Genomic DNA, 20,029 nt, shown 5'->3' on the forward strand with positions numbered 1-20,029 from the left:
TCCGTGAGTTTATCCGGTCTTTAAAGCAAAATATTAAAGAGGGTCAAGACAATGCATAATGTCCGGCAATGCCCAATGATTCCCTTATTAAGTAAAAACTCCTCAAATATGAGAGAGTTTGAGGAATTCATCCCCATTTTTCTGTAAACCTCCTGGGCTTTTGTATTACCTTTGTAGACATACAAACGTAACCCACACACATTTGCTGTCTGTGCTTCGGTTTTCAAATGCGTGTAAAGAAAACGAAAAATCCCTTGTTGACGATAATTGAGTTCAACATATACATCCTGTAACCACCAAAACCAAGCATTCCTCCAGTCACTCCACTCAAAGGTTACTAAAGCAACTGCGACTGTCTTGCTTTCAAGTTCGACAACTGTATAAAAACCACGGTTAGAGTCACTCAAAACTCCTTCAATTCCTTGAGTTAGAAGTTGTGGATTCAGCTTTTCATCTCTGGCTTCTTGAGCCAGTGCTTGATTAAAGTTCACCAAAGTTGTTAAATCTTCAAGTTGTGCCCTGCGAACAACGCAGTCTCTCATGTTCATCAACTCTCCTCTGGCTTCTTTTCTGGACATTTCTATCAGCACTTTTAAAGCGTAATTATGAAAGTGGTCTTATACAAGAGCCACTTTTGTGATTTAATATAAGTCCACTTTGCGTAGAATGGAAACGCAAAGGGTCGCAAAGGTAGGCGCAAAGGTACGCAGAGTATGGATTTAGCAATAAGGCTTGACGACAATTCCCGTTTACCACTACATCAGCAGCTTTATCAAGAATTGCGATTGTGCATTCTTAGCGGACGTTTGTTACCTGGAGGACGCATTCCTTCTACGCGATCGCTTGCAAAATCTCTGGGGATTTCTCGTACTACTGTCACCCAAAGCTATGAACAACTACTTTGCGAGGGTTATTTAGAAACTGTTGTGGGTTCTGGTACGTTTGTCTGCGCTCAACTTCCGGATGATTTGTTGCGTTCAACACCGATTGAGTCTGCTGGAAAAATTACTCGTCCACCAGTCAAGTTAAATCAGTATGCAATCACTTTATCTAATACAGAGGATGCCCCTAGAATTGCTGAAGTAAATGCCACGATTAATTTCCGTTATGGACGACCGGCTTTTGAGGAGTTTCCGATTAAGTTGTGGCGCAGGCTACTTGGGCGTTATTGTAGCTCTAATTTGAATTGGTTGGACTATTCAATAGATCCTTTGGGTTATAAAAAGTTGCGAGAAGCGATCGCTTTTTATCTATCTTCCCGCGCTGTGAAGTGCGAAGCCGATCAAGTGCTAATTACTAACGGTACACAACAAGCACTGAATTTAATTGTCCGTTTGTTGATCGCGCCCGGTGATACGATCGCACTTGAAGATCCAGGTTATCTCAGCGCTCGGTTAATTTTTCAGACTCAAGGTGCGAAACTTTTACCGATTGCTGTGGATGAGTCAGGTTTGCTGGTAAAAGAACTGACAAATTATACAAACGAACCGATTCGGCTGGTTTACGTGACACCTTCTCATCAATTCCCCACCGGCGCAACTTTATCTTTACCGCGTCGCTTGGAATTACTCGCTTGGGCGCAGCAAACTGGGGCGATGATTATTGAAGATGATTATGATAGCGAATATCGTTATGGCGTTCGCGGAGCGACTCCTTCGGAGTATCGCCCGATTCCGGCTTTGCAAGGATTGGATCGCAGTGATTCAGTATTATATAGTGGCACTTTTTCCAAAGTGCTGTTTCCCAGCTTGCGGATTGGTTATTTAGTGCTGCCAAAAAGCTTAGTTGCTTTATTTGCCCGTGCGAAGTGGTTAAGCGATCGCCATTTACCAATATTAGAACAGCAAGTGCTTGCAGACTTCATCGCCCAAGGACATCTAGAACGTCACATCAGAAAAATGCGCGAACTTTACGATCGCCGTCGTCAAGTTCTCGTCAAAGCGTTGAAAATTAACTTTGGGGAAAAGGCAACAATTTTAGGCGAAAAAGCCGGAATTCATTTGATGGTACAGTTACACACGCATCTAAGCGATGAAGAGATAATTCAACGTGCTGCAAAAGTTGGTATCGGGATGATGTCTGCTGCTCCTCAGTATCTCATACCGCATCGCACAGGTGAATTTATCTTTGGCTACAGCGAACTCACACAACAGCAACTAGTCGAAGCAATTCGGAAATTAGCTGAGATAATTTCGTAGTGAGCGGTTTACCGCTCAATTGCAAGCGTTTCAACGGCTGTTAGCGGAGCTTTCCCGTAGGGTAGCCGTTATACCAATTTGAAAAAAGAATGCGACAGATGGGTAGGGGCACGGCAGTGCCGTGCCCCTACGAAGAATTTATGTGTCGCAAACATTATTTAAATTGGTATTACTACATTTAGAGAGCGATTATCTTGAGGCTACAAAGGCACACGAGTGTGTGTATATGTAGCCCAACTCTTCTAAGGTTTGGGCGCATTTTTAGAGAAAATGAGCATAACCCTTGAATCTCAAACAATAAAAACTATGAAAGCAGCATGGTACGAGAAACTTGGCAATCCTCAAGAAGTACTAAATATTGGTGAAGTAGAAATTCCCCAACCAGGTGCAGGTGAAGTCCGCGTGCGAGTGTACGCATCTGGTGTCAATCCATCGGATGTCAAGCAGCGGAGTGGCTGGGGTGGGCTAAAAATGCGACATTCACGGGTAATTCCCCACAACGATGGAGCCGGGATAATTGACGCAGTGGGAGAAGGGGTATCTCCTGAAAGAGTGGGGGAAAGAGTTTGGATTTATGAAGCAACTTTGGCGCATCCATCTGGGACTGCGGCAGAATATGTAGTTATACCGAGTGAAAATGCAGTTTTATTACCGGATAACACCGAATTTGCCGCCGGCGCTTGTTTGGGTGTTCCCGCAATGACGGCGCATAATTGCGTCTTTAAAGATGGTGCAGTAACAGGACAAACAATCCTCGTAACTGGTGGTGCGGGTGCAGTTGGTAACTATGCGATTCAGTTGGCGAAATGGGGGGGTGCTAAAGTTATCACCACCGTCAGTTCTCCGCAGAAAGCGGAAATCGCTCGTTTGGGGAAAGCAGATTATGCGATCAATTATAAAACAGAAGATGTCGCCGCTCGGATTAAAGAAATAACAGATAATAAAGGCGTAGATCGAGTTGTTGATGTAGACTTTGCCAGTAATTTAGAAACTAACTTGGCAGTATTGAAGCGCAATGGAATTATTGCCACCTATGCGTCTGATTCAAATAAACAACCGCAGATACCTTTTTATTCTTTACTCTACAAAAATATCACGGTTCATTACGTGTTAGTTTATATGATGCCGAAAGAAGCGCATCAGAAAGCCGCAGAAGATATTACAACTTGTTTAAAAGCTGGATTGCATCATGTAATTGCTCAACGTTTTCCTTTATCGCAAATTGCCGCCGCACATGAAATGATGGAAAGCGGACAAGCTGTTGGTAACTTGGTTGTGGAGATTGCATAAAATGAGTAATTCTCATCCTGTTGCTTTAATTCTCGGTGCTACTGGCAAAACAGGTTCTCACCTTGTGAATCTATTAGAAAAAGATGCTGGTTCAGACAATGTTGAGATATGCGTTGCAGTTCGCAAACCCGAACAAGCTGAAACCTTTAGAAAACGCGGTATCTCAACTGTACATCTTGACCTTGAAGTTCTTTCGACTTATGAAAAAGCATTGCAAGGTGTACAACGTTTATTTATGATTACAGGCTACACCGTGGACATGCTCAGTCAAGGGAAAAACTTAACTGATGCTGCGAAAAACGCAGGTGTTGAATATATTGTACACGTCGGTACATTTCATCAACGCGATCGCCCGCAAACAAAATTGATTCGCCATTACATTTGGCATCAACTTATTGAAACATACATCGAAGCCAGCGGTATTGCCTGGACTCACTTGCACCCTAACGCATTTATGCAAAATTTCTTCGCTGCGGTGCAAGATAACAAACTTCGCATGTTTTACGGTCACGAGCGCGTCGGATTGATAGATTGTTTTGATTTGGCTAGTGTTGCGGCAGCTGCCTTGCGTAACCCTCAGAAGCACGCAGGAGAACGATATTTCTTGAGTGTGGAAGCGCTGAATATGACTGAAGCCGCGCAAATCCTCTCAGAAGAACTTGACAAAATCATCACTTACGAGCCGTTACCTGCTGCCGAGATGCGAAACTTACCCATCGGACAAACGATGGAACCTGCTTACTTTGAGTGCATCGTCCGTCAGATGGAACTATTGCAAGCGGGAAAACTTCCCGACTTTGCTGACGTTTATGATAATATTCCGGAAATTACCGGACAAAAAGCAACTATGTTTCGCGAATTCGTCCGCAATAATCGCGCACAGTTGTAGTAAGGACTTCAGTCCTTTTCTTATTAGATGAGGTTAGATGAGGACTTCAGTCCTCACTACGAAGTTATAAAACCTCACCCCGTCCGTTCCGGACACCCTTCTCCTTTTTAAGGAGAGGGGTTAGGGGTGAGGTCTTGTATTGCATCAAATTTGCTGGGCAGTTACCTGTTCTTGCTTTTGAGATTGCCGCAAATAAGCATACAATCTATTCAGTGCATTTACGTAAGCTTGAGCCGAGGCAACGATGATGTCTGTATTCGCCGCGTGTCCGGCAAATACTTGAGATTCATACCGCAAGCGGATGGTTACTTCCCCTAAAGCATCAATGCCTTCTGTTACCGACTGTACGGAAAACTCAATTAACTGATTTGGGACGTTAACGACGCGGTTAATTGCTTTATAAACTGCATCTACGGGTCCTGTACCGATCGCTGCGTCAGTTAATTCTTCACCTTCTGGAGTGCGGAGGGTGACAGTTGCGGTGGGACGTGCGCGATCGCCACAAGAAACTTGCACCAACTCTAATTTAAACAAATCGGGTGCTTGTTGAATTTCATCGTTAACGATCGCTTCCAAATCCCAATCAGAAATTTCTTTCTTTTTATCGGCTACTTCTTTGAACCTAACAAATGCTTTGTTTAACTCGCTTTCTGAAAGTTCAAAGCCCAATTCTTTCAACCGAGTACGGAAAGCATTTCTGCCTGAATGTTTACCCAAAACGATTTGATTGTCTGTCAATCCAATCAATTGAGCATCCATTATTTCATAGGTGAGCTTGTTTTTTAGCACACCATCTTGATGAATTCCAGACTCGTGAGCAAAAGCATTTGCCCCGACTATTGCTTTATTTGCTTGCACTAACATTCCCGTCAAATTGGAAACTAAGCGCGATGTTTTGTAAATTTGACGAGTGTCGATATTTGTCAGTGGTTCTTCGGATTCAGTTGGTCTTCCTAAGAACGAATTAAAATATTGTCGCCTAACATGCAACGCCATAACTAATTCTTCTAACGAGGCATTTCCTGCACGTTCACCAATTCCATTGATGGTACATTCTAACTGCCTTGCGCCATTTTTTACAGCTTCTAGGAAGTTAGCAACTGCCAAGCCTAAATCATTGTGTCCGTGAACGGAAATAATCGCGCTGTGGATGTTGGGAACATTTTCTTTAATTCCCTTAATTAGCGCTCCAAATTCGCTGGGGGTAGTATAACCTACTGTGTCAGGAATGTTAACTGTTGTTGCCCCAGCTGCGATCGCTCGCTCTAACACTTGGTAAAGAAATTCTGGATCGGAACGGACAGCATCCATCGGCGAAAATTCTACATCTGCCATAAAAGACTTGGCATAAGCTACCATTTCTTCGGCGATCGCCAATACTTCTGAGCGTGACTTTCGCAGCTGATACTCTAAATGAATATCAGATGTGGAAATAAACGTGTGAATTCTGCCTTTAGCGGCTGGTTTTAATGCGGATGCGGCAGCTTCAATATCTGCTTTAATCGCTCTTGCCAAACTACAAATTACCGGACCATTTTCTTGTCCGACAGTTTCTGCGATTTTGCTGACTGCCTGAAAATCTCCAGGACTGGCAAAAGCGAAACCCGCTTCGATGACATCTACCCCAAGACGGGCTAGCTGCTTGGCGATCGCCAGCTTTTCGTCTATATTCAAAGTCGCACCCGGACACTGCTCGCCATCTCGCAGGGTCGTATCAAAAATGATAATTCTCTCTTCGTTGTTCATTTTCATCTCATTATTAGCGTTTCTACTTTTTCTAGGAAATATCTTTAATATTAATTTTCTTTACTCCTGATTTGTAAATAATTGCTAAGAATATCAACCTTCAGTTTTTTCTATTTTATCCCGGATATCGTTCAAATCTATATATCTGTCAGTAGCATTACGTAGCTCTCTGGCTATCATTCCTTCTGTCGATACTACTGTTATATAAGTATTTTTTCCTCTTAATAATTCTATTGCTCTTTCAAAATCTCCATCACCACTAAATAAAACTACTCGGTCGTATTGATCTACTGTATTAAACATATCTACAACAATTTCTATATCTAAATTTGCTTTTTGTGAATAACGACCGGAGGAATCATCATAATATTCTTTGAGAATTTTAGTTCTGACTGTATATCCCAAACTGATTAGAGCATCCCTAAACCCTCGCTGATCTTGTGGGTCTTTTAAGCCAGTGTACCAAAAGGCATTGATTAAGGCTGTTTCGTTATGCTCGTTTCTAAAATATTCTAAGACGCGTCGCGGATCGAAGAACCAGCCATTTTTTTGTTGAGCATAGAACATATTGTTTCCATCTACAAAAATAGATAGACGATTCATTGGAGAACCCATAGTAAACTTACACCTAATATATATAGAAAAGCATTTAGATTGAACAATAGATTATAGCAATAATAAAATGATAAATTTGCTAATATCTATAAACTATATCGTCATTTATAGCTTTGACGTTACCTCTTTCAATTGATAAAATCGGCTGAAACATTCAAGTGGGGCTTATAATTGGGTGCTGAACCTTTTTTACTCCTGGTAGCATAATGCCCAGAAATAAATGCGATCAGGTTCATACTAGATCTTCAATACCCCACCAACACTCTCTAACACACACCAGAAAACGCTTTCTTTTTATGGAACACCTCTACAATAAATACCTGATAATCAAAATCTACCAATAAAATTGACTTAATAACAGCTTTATTAGCCATATAACAGTTAAGTTTACTCCTAAAGAGGTATGCGTAGGCTGGAAGTAGGATATAATCATCGTTATCTATAGATTTTGTCTTTAAAGCAATTCACCAATCTGGTCCGGGGTAAAGGGGAAAGGAAAAAAGGGAAAAGGTAAGAATCGTTTGAAATACGCATAAAGCTTTCCTAACATTCCCCCCTGTACGGGTTTGAAGCCCCCTCCTTCTAGTCCTTTCTTCAACCAGTGAGGGTTGCAAACAAGATCGGACAATTTCTTCTTCCCTTTCCCCTTTCCCCTTTAACCTTTTCCCCAATGAAGTGAAAACAAGCCTTTAAAGCTACTTCAACCGCTAGATTAACGGATTTGCGCTTTTAGTCTTGTGTCTATCTCTTTGAGGACAGGTAAGACATGGGCACGCAAGCGATCGCCCAGCACCATCACGAAATATCATCCGCTCATCATCCCAAGCACAGAAGGTATTCGAGTGAGTATACACGCTCGTTGTAACCGAACCAAGCTACTCTAGTGGAACAATCATATATAATCACTTGCGTTACTAAAATATATGAAGCTATGTTTCGTTTATGGCTTTATATAAGAGCTTTACTTACGATTTGGTAAAAAATAAAGAATAAGTTACAAATGTATAAGTTTTTCATTTAAGTATTATGTCAAGATAGTGGGACTATAACAGGGTGTAAATAAATAAAATCATGTACGTAAATCTATGAATAACACGATATGGCAGAAGAATCTAAATCTACCTTACCTAAAAACTATGTCTCTGCTGCCAATAGACTGTCAAGTAAATCGACAAAAACGACCGCGACGGCACTAGCACGTTTCTCAAAGCAGATGACTCGTTTAGGTCATCTGCTAGCTGGTACTTCCGCATTAAGTGCAGCATTGCTAAGTGCTTCTGGTTTGGGTTTGACGCAATTGATGGAAAGTCAAGCACTTTCTACTTTTTATCAAATGCGCGGCTCTGTGACACCTCCAGAAGATATCGTGATATTGGCAATTGACGATCAGTCAACATCAACTCCTGGACAATACTATCAAGCAGACCCGCAGCAGTATGCCTACTTTGAACCGCTGCAAAAATTTCCTTACAAACGTGAGGCATACGCCCAGGTAATTGATAAATTGATGAAAGCGGGGGCACGCTCGGTAGCATTAGACGTAATATTTGATAAGGCAAATCTTGAGGATACTGCCGACGATCAAAAGTTACAACAGTCTTTGCAACGTTACGGCGACAAAGTTACTTTAGGGGCACTTTACGAGTCTTTTGAGACACATCAAGGTAAATTTTGGCAACTGTCCCAGCCTCAAGCGCAGTTTCGTACCGGGTCAGTGTCAATAGGTTCAGTAAATTTCCCTCTAGAGGTAGATGGCAAGATACACCGCTTGGCAAGTGAATTTCCCAAGTTGTTAGCCGAAAACGAAGGTTTTGTCCCAGCAGATAAAATACCATCGTTTGATGAAGCGGTGCTAGGGGCAGCAAACGTGAAATATCCGCGACCAAAAGGCGATCGCCTGTATTTTTACGGTGCGGGTACATTTGAGCATATTCCTTTCTGGTACGTACTCGATCCGGAAAATTGGAACTCTTATTTACAGCAAGGAAAAATTTTCAAAGATAAAATAGTTCTGATTGGGGCAACCGACAAGTTAAGTAATGATTATCATGCAGTAGCTGCTGCCCCAAGTTCTGAAGAAATGGCAGGGGTAGAAATTCACGCGAATGCGATCGCCACTTTAATGCAAGGAAAAGCGATCGCCCAAGCAATTAAAAATCCATTTCTGCAAGGATTGTTTGTGCTGGGGTTAGTTGGTGGATGTGCGCTGATAGTTACTCGCAGCAAGCGAGGCATAATTAGATTTTTCGCGATGAGTGCCTTAGCAAGTATTTGGGGCGGAATTAGTTATTCTATTTTTTTATATAATCAGTTAATTTTACCGACTACAGTGCCAATGATGGCGATGGGTGCGATCGGGCTTTCTTATCTGGGAACCGAAGTAGCTAAAGAAAAGTTAAGAAAAAGCCAATTAGTCAATATTCTTCAGAAATATGCATCTAATCATGTTGCTCAAGAAATTATCAGCATGGAAGATGACCTGCAAGACCTGCTTCTGCAAAGAGAAAAAGCAATAGCAGGTAAAATACTTGACGGACGCTACAAAATTGTCAAAGTTCTTGGTTCGGGAGGATTCAGCGAAACCTACATTGCTGAAGATACCAGACGTCCGCAAAACCCGCTATGTGTTGTTAAGCAGTTAAAACCAGGTAATACCAAATCAGAAAGCTTAGAAATTGCCAGACGTTTGTTTAAATCAGAAGCGCAAACCTTAGAAAAATTGGGAACACATCCCCAAATTCCTCAGTTATTGGCTTATTTTGAAGAAGACGAAGAATTTTACTTAATTCAAGAATATATAATCGGTCATCCTCTCAATCAGGAACTTCCAGCAGGTAGACTCATACCCGAAACCGCAGTTATCGAGATGTTGCGCGACTTATTGCAAACATTAGCATTTGTTCATGACAACGGCGTAATTCACCGCGATATTAAACCCAGCAACATCATGCGGCGAGATGACGGTAAACTCGTACTAATTGACTTTGGTGCCGTTAAAGAAGTCACCACACAACTGCTTGATAATCCAGAGCAAACAGCCTTTACCATTGGTATTGGTACTAAAGGTTATGCACCAAGCGAACAATGTTTTGGGCGTCCGCAATACAGTAGTGACATCTATGCAGTTGGCATGATTGGTATTAAAGCCTTGACTGGCAAACATCCCCATGAATTAGATAGAGATGAGTGCGGAGAATTGAAATGGCTCGACAAAGCAAACGTCAGTCACGCCTTGGCAGAGATTCTTAGTAAAATGGTGCTGGATGACTTTAAACAACGCTATCAATCTGCATCCCTAGCTCTGGAAGCGCTTGATGAGTTGAGAAGTTCTAAACAAAGACACTATGAGGCAAGTACTTTATCTTTAGAAGATACAGACACTCCCACCACACCTTGGCTAGATGAAAACACCCCGCAACCACCATCTTCCACATCAATTCTTCCACGACCATTAGACAAATTCGAGAGTAAAAATTAGTTAGCTGCACATGAAAAAATTAAAGTTCGTAGTTAGCGCTTCAGCGCTAAAACACTAACTACGAACTGCAAACTAGCTTTGCTTTAATTGTTTTCTTTTAACTTAACCCGACTGAATGTTTGATTCAGTCGGATAATTTCATGTGCTTGGTTTAATCGGTGGAGGTGTAACTGGTGGTGTAACCGGTGGTGTAACTGGTGGTGTAACTGGTGGTGTAACTGGTGGAGTTGTAACTGGTGGAGTTGTAACCGGTGGAGTTGTAACTGGTGGAGTTGTAACTGGTGGAGTTGTAATCGGTGGAGTTGTAACTGGTGGAGGTGTAGGTGATTCTATCTGGGGTGGAGTTGTAACTGGTGGGGTTGTAACCGGTGGAGTTGTAACTGGTGGGATTGTAATCGGTGGGGTTGTAACTGGTGGTCTTTCTCCTGGACTTTCAGACTGTGGAGGTGTAACTGGTGGGATTGTAACTGGTGGAGTTGTAACTGGTGGGATTGTAACTGGTGGAGTTGTAACTGGTGGGATTGTAACTGGTGGAGTTGTAACTGGTGGGATTGTAACTGGTGGAGTTGTAACTGGTGGTCTTTCTCCTGGACTTTCAGACTGTGGAGGTGTAACTGGTGGGATTGTAACTGGTGGAGTTGTAACTGGTGGAGTTGTAACTGGTGGAGTTGTAATCGGTGGAGTTGTAATCGGTGGAGTTGTAACCGGTGGAGTTGTAACCGGTGGAGTTGTAACCGATGGAGTTGTAACCGGTGGAGTTGTAATCGGTGGAGTTGTAATCGGTGGATTTGTAATCGGTGGATTTGTAATCGGTGGATTTGTAACGGGTGTAGATCCGCTTGAATTGTCTTTTTTCTTATCGTTATTTGACAGGATTTGTCCTATGTCCACCAAGGGTTCTACTGCGGAATTGTTATTAATAATGTTGTTATCGGCGGCACTTGGCGAAGTAGGCGAACTTTCTGTAAGCTTTACAAAAGATGGGTTCTCAATAACTCCCGCACCGACAATTGGCTTCTGTGCTGCTAAGGCTGCGGTGGTTTCTTCTTGAACTTGAGCGATCGCCGGATCTGGACTTGGCTCACCGGTTTTTCTCGCCAAATCAAGTCCCCTAACTAAATCGCTCCTATCATAAAAATTTCTCAGATCGAACTCGTATAATCCCTGAATTCTATTTTTAACTATAACCAGCATCTGTCCGGCTTCTAGAACCCGACTTTGGGAAGCATCTTTATTAGAAACTTCAATACCGCTATTTGTCAGTGCGCCGACTACTGTAGTATCTGTTTGTTCGTCATAGCGCACGAATAATGCGGAACCGCGAATTGCTGCTGCTGCATTTGGCGTTTGTATACGTGTTCGCCCTTGCTTGGGTGGGATGAGTAGCAATACAGTCCCGTTGGACAATTTAAAGTTTCGCGTCTTCGGCAAAAATTGAAATACTGCTTGTTCTCCAACTCGTGCTAAAGAGCGATCGTTGAAACGCAACTCTGCTAGAGAAGCTCTACCTGTGGACACTCCATCCCCAGGAAACATTGCATCTGATGAACGTGCCGGACGCTGCTGTCTATTTTTTGGCTTCAGTTGCACTAAGTTGCGGATTTTTTCAATCTCCGCACGAGTTAGAGGTGTTGTCGCACTTGCCTCTTGAGGCAAAGACACCACCGTAATTCCCCACACACCAATGACTAAAAGTGGTAATAATTTTCGCAACATAGTTTGGAATCTCTAAATATTTAACTGATACCAAGCCAGTTCAACACAGCTTCTGATATTAAAGGTTTAAGCCTGCTAATTGTTATAACCAGTTGATTTACGCATATTTCCTGAAATTTTATTTAAAACTTTAAAGGTAAAACACGTAAATGTACTATTATACTACATAGCTCGTTTAACTTGTTCAGATAAATTCATAATTTACCTGAATAAGAAAGTGGGGTAACTATCAATTTTTTTTATGACTTAGGAAAAAGTCTTATACCGTCGTTAAATTGGCTCAAAAATTTAACATTTTTAGCAGAAACTTCCTAGTAAGCTTGTGGGTCTAAGTTTGGCAAACGCGATTAAAGATGCAACCCAAGTTCCGGAAAAATCTATTATTTTGGACTTTATTAGCGTACAGTGGTGCAAACTGGTGTAGCATCACCCAAGTAGATGCGACGCTAGCTGCAAATTCAGATACACCGGAGCGTAACAATGCGATCGTATCAATCATATCATCTATGGCTGTCAAAGAAGAAACACATCAGCCATGTCATAAAAATACTAATTTGAAAGCGATGTCTGGCGACAAGCCGCAAGAGAGCGGCAACTTTGCCTTGGGCGAACGCGTCTACACTGTTGAGAAAAAAAATATTAAGTACTTTCAACTCAGTACAACCTCTGAAACCGCTAACTTTAATCATGGGCTTGAACTGGGCAACGCCAGTCGCTACAACTGGTGTTTGTACGGCGTTGGCTCCTCAATTTTTAGCACGTTCAATTCTTGTAATTCGCTTTTATACTCACAGCAACCACCTGAAGCACCACCCCCACCAAATCCCCCGCCACCAAATCCACCACCACCTCCACCAAATCCACCGTCAAGGGAAGAACCAAGAAACATTCCCAGCACTTCTGTTCAGCGCAATGAGCCACCACAGTTAGAAGGACAGCCAAACGATTTTCCCCAAACTTCCCCAACACCAATAGAGCAATTGTTGGAGAAACCGCCTTTAACTAACTCCGAAAGACTAGACAGGCTCATACGTCGGTTGCAAGAGCGCAAAGAGACATCACCTGATTATGATAGCTCTGCGGAAATTGAGATACGGGCGAGACCCATACCTGATTATGATAGCTCTGCGGAAATTGAGATACAGGCTAGACCCATACAATTACCACCAACAGTAGAACAACCGCCACTGCCTGCACAGCCTGTGGCTAAGTTTAAACCCATAGGCTCTCTACGAGGTTATGTGGGATTTTTTGCAACAAATAATATTTTTTCGTCAGAAGTTGATCCCATACAGGATGGCTTGGTTTTTTCTGGGCTGACACTAGCCTCTGCACCTTTAGCCTTGGGACCTAAGACTTATTTAAGTGCGGGAATTGATGGCAATTTGATTTTTTATATAGATCAATCACAATTTAATTACAACCAGATTCGGTTCTACGTAAGTATTTATCAACAGCTATCACGGCAAATGTATGGTGAACTCGGTTGGAGCAATCAACAGTTGTTTTATGCGAAAAACGGCGATTTCTTTTCGGCAGGCGATCGCTTTTTAAATGAAAATTCTCTGCGTTTGTCTCTAGGACGGCGAGATCCCCTAACTCAAAGGTTGGTGCTAGACAGCTTCTATGAATTGCGTCTGAATTTTGCCGATCCAGACAGTCGTAATCGGATAAACAATTCTTTGTTACTTTCTTTGAGCTACTACTGGTTAAGATCGCTGCAAGTTGGTCTTAACTACCAGTTTAATTTGTCAGACTTTACGCTGCGCCAACGAGAAGACCAATATCATCGTTTATACACTCACCTAACTTATGGAATATCTGACTCCACTAATGTCAGCTTGCAAGGTGGTGTCAGCTTAGGTGGTTCTACCGACCAAAATATTAATTTTGATGGCTGGTTCTTTAGTCTCAATTACAATTGGGAATTAGGTAAGTTTTGAAAAAAGTTGTTAGTCGATAGTTGGAGCGTTGGAGCGTTGTTATTCCACTATCTACTATCTACTATCTACTAACAACTAACTAATAACTAATCCAATCACTCCAACTGCCAGCATATAATTTAGCGTTTTGAATGCCAGCTAGTTCTAAAGATAATAAATTCACGCAAGCGGTAACGCCAGAACCGCAATAAACTATAATTTCCTCGGCTTTTTCAAGGTTGGATGCGCGATCGCTTTGCTGTTGTGGTGAAAGCAGGTAGCCTGAAGAATCTGTAACTTCTAGCCAAGGATAGTTGACAGCGCCGCTGATATGTCCGGCAATTTTATCAATTGGTTCTCGTTCGCCAGAAAAGCGATCGCTTTCCCGTGAATCCACCAACACTACTCCTGGGAAATCTTTACGAGTTTTAACTTCTTCCCTATCCACCACCATTTGTGTTTGTAGTTGCGGGACGAATGTTGCTATTCGAGGAGAGGGAATCGCATCTGTGACGGGATACCCGGCTTTTTGCCAACCAGCAAAGCCTCCTGTTAGCACAGCTACTTGTTCATGTCCTAAATAACGCAAAAGCCACCACAAACGAGATGCAAAAGCAAGACGGGAGTCATCGTAAGCTACAACTAAAGTGTCTGACTTCACCCCCATTGCTGATAACTTCTGCGCTAAATCAGCGGGGTTGGGTAAAGGATGTCTTCCTCCATGTTCTCCCACAGAACTAGAAAGATCCTGGTTTAAGTCTAAATAGTAAGCTCCACTTATATGACTTGCTTGATATTGCTGTTGTCCTAAAATTGGATCGGCAAGTGAAAACCGACAATCCACAATCACAACTTGCGGATCGTCAAGGTGTGCAAACAACCATTCGGCAGAAACAACAAATTTGGTCATTGGTAATTGGTAATTGGTAATTGGTAATTGGTAATTGGTAATTGGTAATTGGTAATGAAAAATGACAATTGATGATAACTTTATACCACAAGCTACAGCAGACGGGTCTTTCACGTTTATTTCTAAAAAGTTTGGCGAGTTTTTTCACAGTCATTATGGAGCGCGTCAAGAGAGTTTTTTCAAGTTTGCCAGTCCTACGCAACTAGCGTTGAAAGCTAATAAACCAGTGTTGCGTTTGTTAGATGTTTGTTATGGGTTAGGATACAACACCGCAGCTGCTTTGCAGACAATTTGGGCAGTGAATCCCAATTGTTATGTGGAAGTAATCGGTTTAGAGTTGAATGCATCTGTGCCAATTGCGGCGATCGCTCTAGTGCGCTTATTCGACAATTGGAGTTATGAATATACGGAAATTTTGACTAATGACGGCGAGTGAGCATCAAGTATTTCGAGACAATCTAGCGGCAAGGTACTAATTGGCGATGCTAGAAGCACGATAGGGCAAGTATATCACTCAGGTTTTCGCGCAGATGCAATTTTTCTCGATCCTTTTTCACCACCTCAATGTCCGCAATTGTAGACAATTGAATTTATTAAAAAAGTCTCTATGTGTTTACACGTAGATGGATTATTAGCGACTTATTCCTGTGCTGCGGCAGTACGCACAGCACTTTTGGCAGCCGATTTACAAATCGGTTCTACCCCACCAGTGGCTGGTGCGATCGCCTGGTACTGTTGCAGCGCAAACAAGAGGAGGGGGAGAGGGGGGGAGTGGGGGACAGGGGAGGCAGGGAAGGGCGACGGGCATGGAGACAAAAAAACAAGCAGATAAAGGGACAATTCTTTCTCCCACTCTCCCCATCTCCCCCTCTCCTTGTCTCCCCCCTCCCCCTTGTCTCCCCCATCCCCCCCTTCCCCCCTCTCCCCATCTCCCCCCCTCCTCCACCCTTTCCCAGGCAGAAAAAGAACATTTGCATTTATGAGTGCTGCTATTCCTTACCGCGATCCGCAAGTAGCGCGATCGCGCTGATGTCATCATTAAAAGACGAGAAAAAGAGCAGCTTTCCCTGTACGCTCGAACCTACTTCTCGTTGGCGAAAACGCTGGCTGCGCTTAAGTTAATCCAAAAATCTATCTTTTTTTCACAAAATTTCTAATTTCAAAGAAAACTGTAGGCAAACTTATTTATGTGATACAAATCACTAAGAATATAAGTAAGTTATCACTGCGACACTTTGCCAATTATAGTTAAATAAGAGCTATTTATGTGATACAAATCACTAAAAATACAAGTAAGTTATGACTGCGACACTCTGCCAATCATAGTTAAATGTTTTCCATTCATCAAGCGAAAAATGCGCGTGTGATAGTGCGGAAAATAAAAACTTAGTTCCTAAAAATCCCTTACTTTGATCTAAATTTAGCGAGGACAAAATTTTCTGGCGCTGTCATGTTAAGAAATCTCCGTAAAAAACCTGATTTAACATTTGTAAAAATTGCTCATACTGGAATTACACCAGTGGGGAATTTAATAGCTATATTTATATTGTTCCAATAACACGTAAAAAACACATGCTATCCATTAAAACCAACATTTTACAGTTATGATGCATAAAGCTTGGGAAAATGCAAACTGGAATATAGTCAAATAATAAAATTGTTTTTTGTCTAACCGCAGTGAAGTTTTTTATTGGAGTGCCTTTGTGACTCAATGGAAATCCAAGTATACAGGCTCTAACGAACAAATTGTTAGTGGGTTAAACCCCTCAAACAATGTCAATGGTATCGGTTCAAATCATGCCTTAGGATTGAACAAAGCCGAGGGTAATTCCTTGAGCTTATCTGAACAAAACGTGATGGCTGAAGAAACCGAAGTCTTGTCTTCTTGGATGAATCCTGATGTTAATACAAGTAATAATTCATTGGTCTCGACAACGCTACAAGCCAAAGGGTCAAGAGTGAATGGCTTTGATTGTGATGCGCCGAAAGTTTTAGTAGTAGACGATCATCCCGCCAGTCGTCTGACTGCTGTCGCGCTTTTAGCGATGGAAGGCTACGAAGTAATTGAGGCAGACAGTGGTTATACTGCCATAGAACTGGTAACACAAAAACAACCGGATCTAATTTTGTTAGATGTAATGATGGCGGGGATGGATGGATTTCAAGTGTGTCAGTTACTTAAGCAGGATGAACACACCAGGTTAATCCCGGTGATTTTCATTACAGCTTTAAATGATAAGCGATCGCGCATCCAAGGAATCGAAGTTGGGGCGGATGATTTTTTAACCAAACCTTTTGACCGTTTAGAATTGGCAGCGCGGGTTAAATCTTTGGTACGGCAAAAGCGTCTAAACGAAGATTTAGACCATGCCGAAAAAGTGTTATTTTCTATTGCCAGAGCAATTGAAAGTCGCGATCCCAATACCGGCGACCACTGCGAGCGACTGGTAACATTGGGAGAAGCTTTTGCAGAATTCCTCAATCTCTCACGCAACCAAATTCGGAATTTGATGTGGGGGGGTTATCTCCACGATATCGGTAAGGTGGGTATTCCTGATGTGGTGCTACTAAAGCGTGGTAAACTAACCCCCGAAGAGTGGGATATTATGAAAAAACACGTTTTGATGGGAGAAAAAATCTGCCAGCCATTACGCAGTATGCGCGGTGTAATTCCGATAATTCGCCACCACCACGAACGCTGGGATGGCTCAGGTTATCCTGATGGACTGAAGGAAGATGAAATTCCTTATCTGGCACAAGTTTTTCAAATGATTGATATTTACGATGCCCTAACTAGCGAACGACCTTACAAAAGAGCTTTTAGCGAAGAAGAAGCTCTCAGCGTCATGGCAGAAGAAACGGCAAAGGGTTGGCGCAACCCCAAACTAATGCTACAGTTCACAGAATTTATTCTTTCTAGCAAGCAATAAACTTTTACAAAAAACATTTCTATGAAAATATCTCTTCCCCAGTCCCCAGTCAATATAAAGATTTGAAAATATCTCTTCCCCAGTCCCCAGTCGCCAGTCCCCAGTCCCTATCTTCAGGTATCATTTGAGCGGGAATCTCAAACTATTTGTGTAGATTCATCGCAATTAACTGATAGCTGATAGCTAATTATGGTAGTCGTAGCAATTTTAGCGGCAGGACGCGGCACAAGGATGAAATCACACCTCCCCAAAGTTTTACATTCTTTGGGTGGGCGATCGCTAGTAGAGAGAGTTCTCGAAAGCGTACAACCGCTTTCACCCTCACGGCAAATGCTGATTGTCGGATATCAGGCTGAACAACTAAAAACAGCCATGCAATCAAACCCGGATTTGGAGTTTGTCGAACAGACTGTACAATTGGGAACAGGTCATGCTATCCAGCAATTACTCCCCCACCTCGAAGGCTATACTGGGGATTTACTGGTGTTAAACGGCGATGTGCCCTTATTACGCACCGAAACACTCAAACAACTGTTGCAAACTCATCAAGAAAATCACAACGCTGCTACCATCCTCACCGCACATCTGAGCGATGCTAAAGGCTACGGGCGTGTTTTTTGCAACAGTGATAATATTGTCGAACAAATCGTTGAAGATAAAGATTGCACTACTGCCCAAAAACAAAATTGCCGTGTCAATGCGGGAATTTACTGCTTTAACTGGCAAGAGTTAGCGCATGTGTTACCCCATTTGCAAGCAAACAATGCCCAAAAAGAATACTACCTCACCGATGCAGTAACTCAAGTTGGCAAAGTGATGGCAGTTGATGTGTCAGATTATCAGGAAATTTTGGGTATTAACGATCGCCTGCAACTAGCAACAGCATCTGAGATTTTGCAAACGCGAATTAAAGAAAAATGGATGGCAGCAGGTGTCACTCTCATCGACCCCACCAGCATTACAATTGATGACACGGTAGAATTACAGCCAGATGTAATTATTGAACCGCAAACTCACCTGCGAGGCAATACGGTCATTCAAACAGGATGTCGCATCGGACCTGGGAGTTTAATTGAGAATAGCCAATTAAGTGAAAATGTCACGGTGATGTATTCTGTGGTGACAGATAGCACCGTAGATAAAAACGTCAGAATTGGTCCTTATGCCCATTTACGCGGACACGCACAAGTGGGGGCAAATTGCCGCATCGGTAATTTTGTGGAATTAAAAAATACGAAATTAGGCGATCGCACCAATGCCGCACATTTGTCATATTTGGGCGATACCACAACCGGAAATCAAGTAAATATCGGTGGTGGCACGATTACCGCCAATTATGATGGTGTGAAAAAACATCCTACCAAAATAGGCGATCGGACTAAAACAGGTGTCAACAACGTTCTTGTGGCTCCATTGACACTCGGTTCTGATGTCACAGTCGCCGGTGGTTCCACTGTTACAGAAGATGTCCCTGATGATTGTCTGGTAATTGCCCGTGCGCGTCAAGTAGTCAAACCAGGTTGGCGGTTGAAGCGTTCTGATGGGGACGTGAGGTGATGAGGGAGATGAGGGAGATGAGGGAGATGAGGGAGATGAGGGAGATGAGGGAGAAACACTAACCGTCGTAGAGACGTTCAGTCCGGAACGTCTCTATACTACAACATGTGTAATTTACTAGATTAGTAGTGAAGCCAAAATCTCAAGATTCAATATGGAAGAACTACTAGAACTGAGGCAACTTCTAGAACAAGGCAAAGTTTATGAAGCACTGCTTTTGGTGGATGAGTTAGAAGAAATGAGCCTGAGTGACAAAATCAATAAAATTGATAGTTATGGGGTAATTCTTCTCATTTATTTAATTAAACAGAAAGCTGAAAAACGTTCTCCTCGCTCTTGGGAGATTTCCATAGAAAATGCGGTGCGAGAAATTAATAAAATCAACAAGCGCCGCAAATCAGGCGGTTTTTACTTGAATCAAGCAGAATTAATCGATATTCTGCAACAAGGATATCAACTAGCTTTGAAAAAAGCAGCGCTTGAAGCTTTTGAAGCACGTTATGAAGCCCAAGAATTAGCAGTAATGGTTGACCAAGAAGAAATTATCACTCTTGCACTGAAATTAATTCAGCAATAACCTACTAGTTCTTCGCCAGTCCATTCCAAAGTATCAGCAATCTTTTCGCCATCGTGGTAAGCTGCCAGCAAAACTTCGCTGGTTTTACCCCAAGCGATCGCCCCATCCGCATCAAGAGCGATCGCCCCAAAATCCCGCTTGTGGTTTTTTGCTTCGGTAAATGAACGCTGCATCGCATCTTTGAGGGACATACCATCTGTA

The 20,029-nt window shown here is 42.4% G+C and carries 14 protein-coding genes and 1 pseudogene; 9 read left to right on the plus strand and 6 right to left on the minus strand.

Annotated elements, in window-relative coordinates; translation table 11 throughout:
- Positions 1-20: 20 nt before the first annotated feature.
- Positions 21-578: a GNAT family N-acetyltransferase gene (locus AABK37_RS33320; RefSeq protein ID WP_432555757.1), complete on the minus strand. Its 558-nt coding sequence runs from the start codon at positions 576-578 to the stop codon at positions 21-23.
- Between the two features lie 135 nt (positions 579-713).
- Between AABK37_RS33320 and AABK37_RS33325 the strand changes: the two genes are divergently transcribed.
- From AABK37_RS33325 to AABK37_RS33335, 3 genes are all read left to right on the plus strand, one after another.
- Entirely contained in the window at positions 714-2,198 is a 1,485-nt protein-coding gene (locus AABK37_RS33325) for a PLP-dependent aminotransferase family protein (RefSeq protein WP_432555758.1), read from the plus strand.
- Positions 2,199-2,468: 270 nt separating this feature from the next.
- On the plus strand, positions 2,469-3,488 hold the full coding sequence (locus AABK37_RS33330) for an NADPH:quinone reductase (RefSeq protein WP_432555759.1): 1,020 nt from the start codon (positions 2,469-2,471) through the stop codon (positions 3,486-3,488).
- Between the two features lies 1 nt (position 3,489).
- A complete protein-coding gene (locus AABK37_RS33335) occupies positions 3,490-4,377 on the plus strand; it encodes an NmrA family NAD(P)-binding protein (protein ID WP_432555760.1) in 888 nt (295 codons plus the stop codon).
- A 144-nt stretch (positions 4,378-4,521) separates the two neighbouring features.
- Here AABK37_RS33335 and AABK37_RS33340 read toward each other — a convergent pair whose 3' ends face one another.
- Positions 4,522-6,123, minus strand: a complete 1,602-nt coding sequence (locus tag AABK37_RS33340) for a 2-isopropylmalate synthase (protein WP_432555761.1) — start codon at positions 6,121-6,123, stop codon at positions 4,522-4,524.
- 93 nt (positions 6,124-6,216) lie between these two features.
- Positions 6,217-6,738 carry an NYN domain-containing protein gene (locus AABK37_RS33345; protein WP_432555762.1) on the minus strand — a complete coding sequence of 174 codons (522 nt, stop codon included), beginning with the start codon at positions 6,736-6,738 and terminating at the stop codon, positions 6,217-6,219.
- Between the two features lie 1,099 nt (positions 6,739-7,837).
- Here AABK37_RS33345 and AABK37_RS33350 point away from each other — a divergent pair.
- Positions 7,838-10,216, plus strand: coding sequence for a CHASE2 domain-containing protein (locus tag AABK37_RS33350; RefSeq protein ID WP_432555763.1), 2,379 nt, complete (start codon positions 7,838-7,840; stop codon positions 10,214-10,216).
- Positions 10,217-10,354: 138 nt separating this feature from the next.
- Here the strand turns inward: AABK37_RS33350 and AABK37_RS33355 are convergent, their stop codons facing one another.
- Positions 10,355-11,932, minus strand: coding sequence for a FecR domain-containing protein (locus AABK37_RS33355; protein WP_432555764.1), 1,578 nt, complete (start codon positions 11,930-11,932; stop codon positions 10,355-10,357).
- A 353-nt stretch (positions 11,933-12,285) separates the two neighbouring features.
- On the opposite strand from AABK37_RS33355, the gene AABK37_RS33360 reads away from it, so the two are divergent.
- Positions 12,286-13,875 carry a hypothetical protein gene (locus AABK37_RS33360; RefSeq protein WP_432555765.1) on the plus strand — a complete coding sequence of 530 codons (1,590 nt, stop codon included), beginning with the start codon at positions 12,286-12,288 and terminating at the stop codon, positions 13,873-13,875.
- Positions 13,876-13,954: 79 nt separating this feature from the next.
- Here the strand turns inward: AABK37_RS33360 and AABK37_RS33365 are convergent, their stop codons facing one another.
- Positions 13,955-14,764, minus strand: coding sequence for a sulfurtransferase (locus AABK37_RS33365; RefSeq protein ID WP_432555770.1), 810 nt, complete (start codon positions 14,762-14,764; stop codon positions 13,955-13,957).
- Between the two features lie 61 nt (positions 14,765-14,825).
- Between AABK37_RS33365 and AABK37_RS33370 the strand changes: the two are divergent.
- The 4 genes and pseudogenes from AABK37_RS33370 (at position 14,826) to AABK37_RS33385 (ending at position 19,828) form a co-directional block, all read left to right on the plus strand.
- A pseudogene (locus AABK37_RS33370) lies at positions 14,826-15,886 on the plus strand (tRNA (5-methylaminomethyl-2-thiouridine)(34)-methyltransferase MnmD).
- Between the two features lie 581 nt (positions 15,887-16,467).
- A complete protein-coding gene (locus tag AABK37_RS33375) occupies positions 16,468-17,694 on the plus strand; it encodes a response regulator (protein WP_432555766.1) in 1,227 nt (408 codons plus the stop codon).
- 189 nt (positions 17,695-17,883) lie between these two features.
- Positions 17,884-19,251, plus strand: a complete 1,368-nt coding sequence (gene glmU / locus AABK37_RS33380) for a bifunctional UDP-N-acetylglucosamine diphosphorylase/glucosamine-1-phosphate N-acetyltransferase GlmU (protein ID WP_432555767.1) — start codon at positions 17,884-17,886, stop codon at positions 19,249-19,251.
- A gap of 154 nt (positions 19,252-19,405) precedes the next feature.
- Positions 19,406-19,828, plus strand: coding sequence for a DUF29 family protein (locus tag AABK37_RS33385; protein ID WP_432555768.1), 423 nt, complete (start codon positions 19,406-19,408; stop codon positions 19,826-19,828).
- Here AABK37_RS33385 and AABK37_RS33390 read toward each other — a convergent pair.
- Positions 19,819-20,029: isoaspartyl peptidase/L-asparaginase (locus AABK37_RS33390; RefSeq protein WP_432555769.1), on the minus strand; the 211-nt coding region annotated here is incomplete at its 5' end. The two genes, AABK37_RS33385 and AABK37_RS33390, sit on opposite strands and share 10 nt — an antisense overlap.

This window comes from Tolypothrix sp. VBCCA 56010 (assembly GCF_050875635.1).
Classification (GTDB): domain Bacteria; phylum Cyanobacteriota; class Cyanobacteriia; order Cyanobacteriales; family Nostocaceae; genus Hassallia.

What these genes read in the sequence shown, in the direction of transcription:
- AABK37_RS33320 (WP_432555757.1), bottom strand. Translation starts at nt 578, where the DNA reads ATGTCCAGAAAAGAAGCCAGAGGAGAGTTGATGAACATGAGAGACTGC.
- AABK37_RS33325 (WP_432555758.1), top strand. Translation starts at nt 714, where the DNA reads ATGGATTTAGCAATAAGGCTTGACGACAATTCCCGTTTACCACTACAT.
- AABK37_RS33330 (WP_432555759.1), top strand. Translation starts at nt 2,469, where the DNA reads ATGAGCATAACCCTTGAATCTCAAACAATAAAAACTATGAAAGCAGCA.
- AABK37_RS33335 (WP_432555760.1), top strand. Translation starts at nt 3,490, where the DNA reads ATGAGTAATTCTCATCCTGTTGCTTTAATTCTCGGTGCTACTGGCAAA.
- AABK37_RS33340 (WP_432555761.1), bottom strand. Translation starts at nt 6,123, where the DNA reads ATGAACAACGAAGAGAGAATTATCATTTTTGATACGACCCTGCGAGAT.
- AABK37_RS33345 (WP_432555762.1), bottom strand. Translation starts at nt 6,738, where the DNA reads ATGGGTTCTCCAATGAATCGTCTATCTATTTTTGTAGATGGAAACAAT.
- AABK37_RS33350 (WP_432555763.1), top strand. Translation starts at nt 7,838, where the DNA reads ATGGCAGAAGAATCTAAATCTACCTTACCTAAAAACTATGTCTCTGCT.
- AABK37_RS33355 (WP_432555764.1), bottom strand. Translation starts at nt 11,932, where the DNA reads ATGTTGCGAAAATTATTACCACTTTTAGTCATTGGTGTGTGGGGAATT.
- AABK37_RS33360 (WP_432555765.1), top strand. Translation starts at nt 12,286, where the DNA reads ATGCAACCCAAGTTCCGGAAAAATCTATTATTTTGGACTTTATTAGCG.
- AABK37_RS33365 (WP_432555770.1), bottom strand. Translation starts at nt 14,764, where the DNA reads ATGACCAAATTTGTTGTTTCTGCCGAATGGTTGTTTGCACACCTTGAC.
- glmU (WP_432555767.1), top strand. Translation starts at nt 17,884, where the DNA reads ATGGTAGTCGTAGCAATTTTAGCGGCAGGACGCGGCACAAGGATGAAA.
- AABK37_RS33385 (WP_432555768.1), top strand. Translation starts at nt 19,406, where the DNA reads ATGGAAGAACTACTAGAACTGAGGCAACTTCTAGAACAAGGCAAAGTT.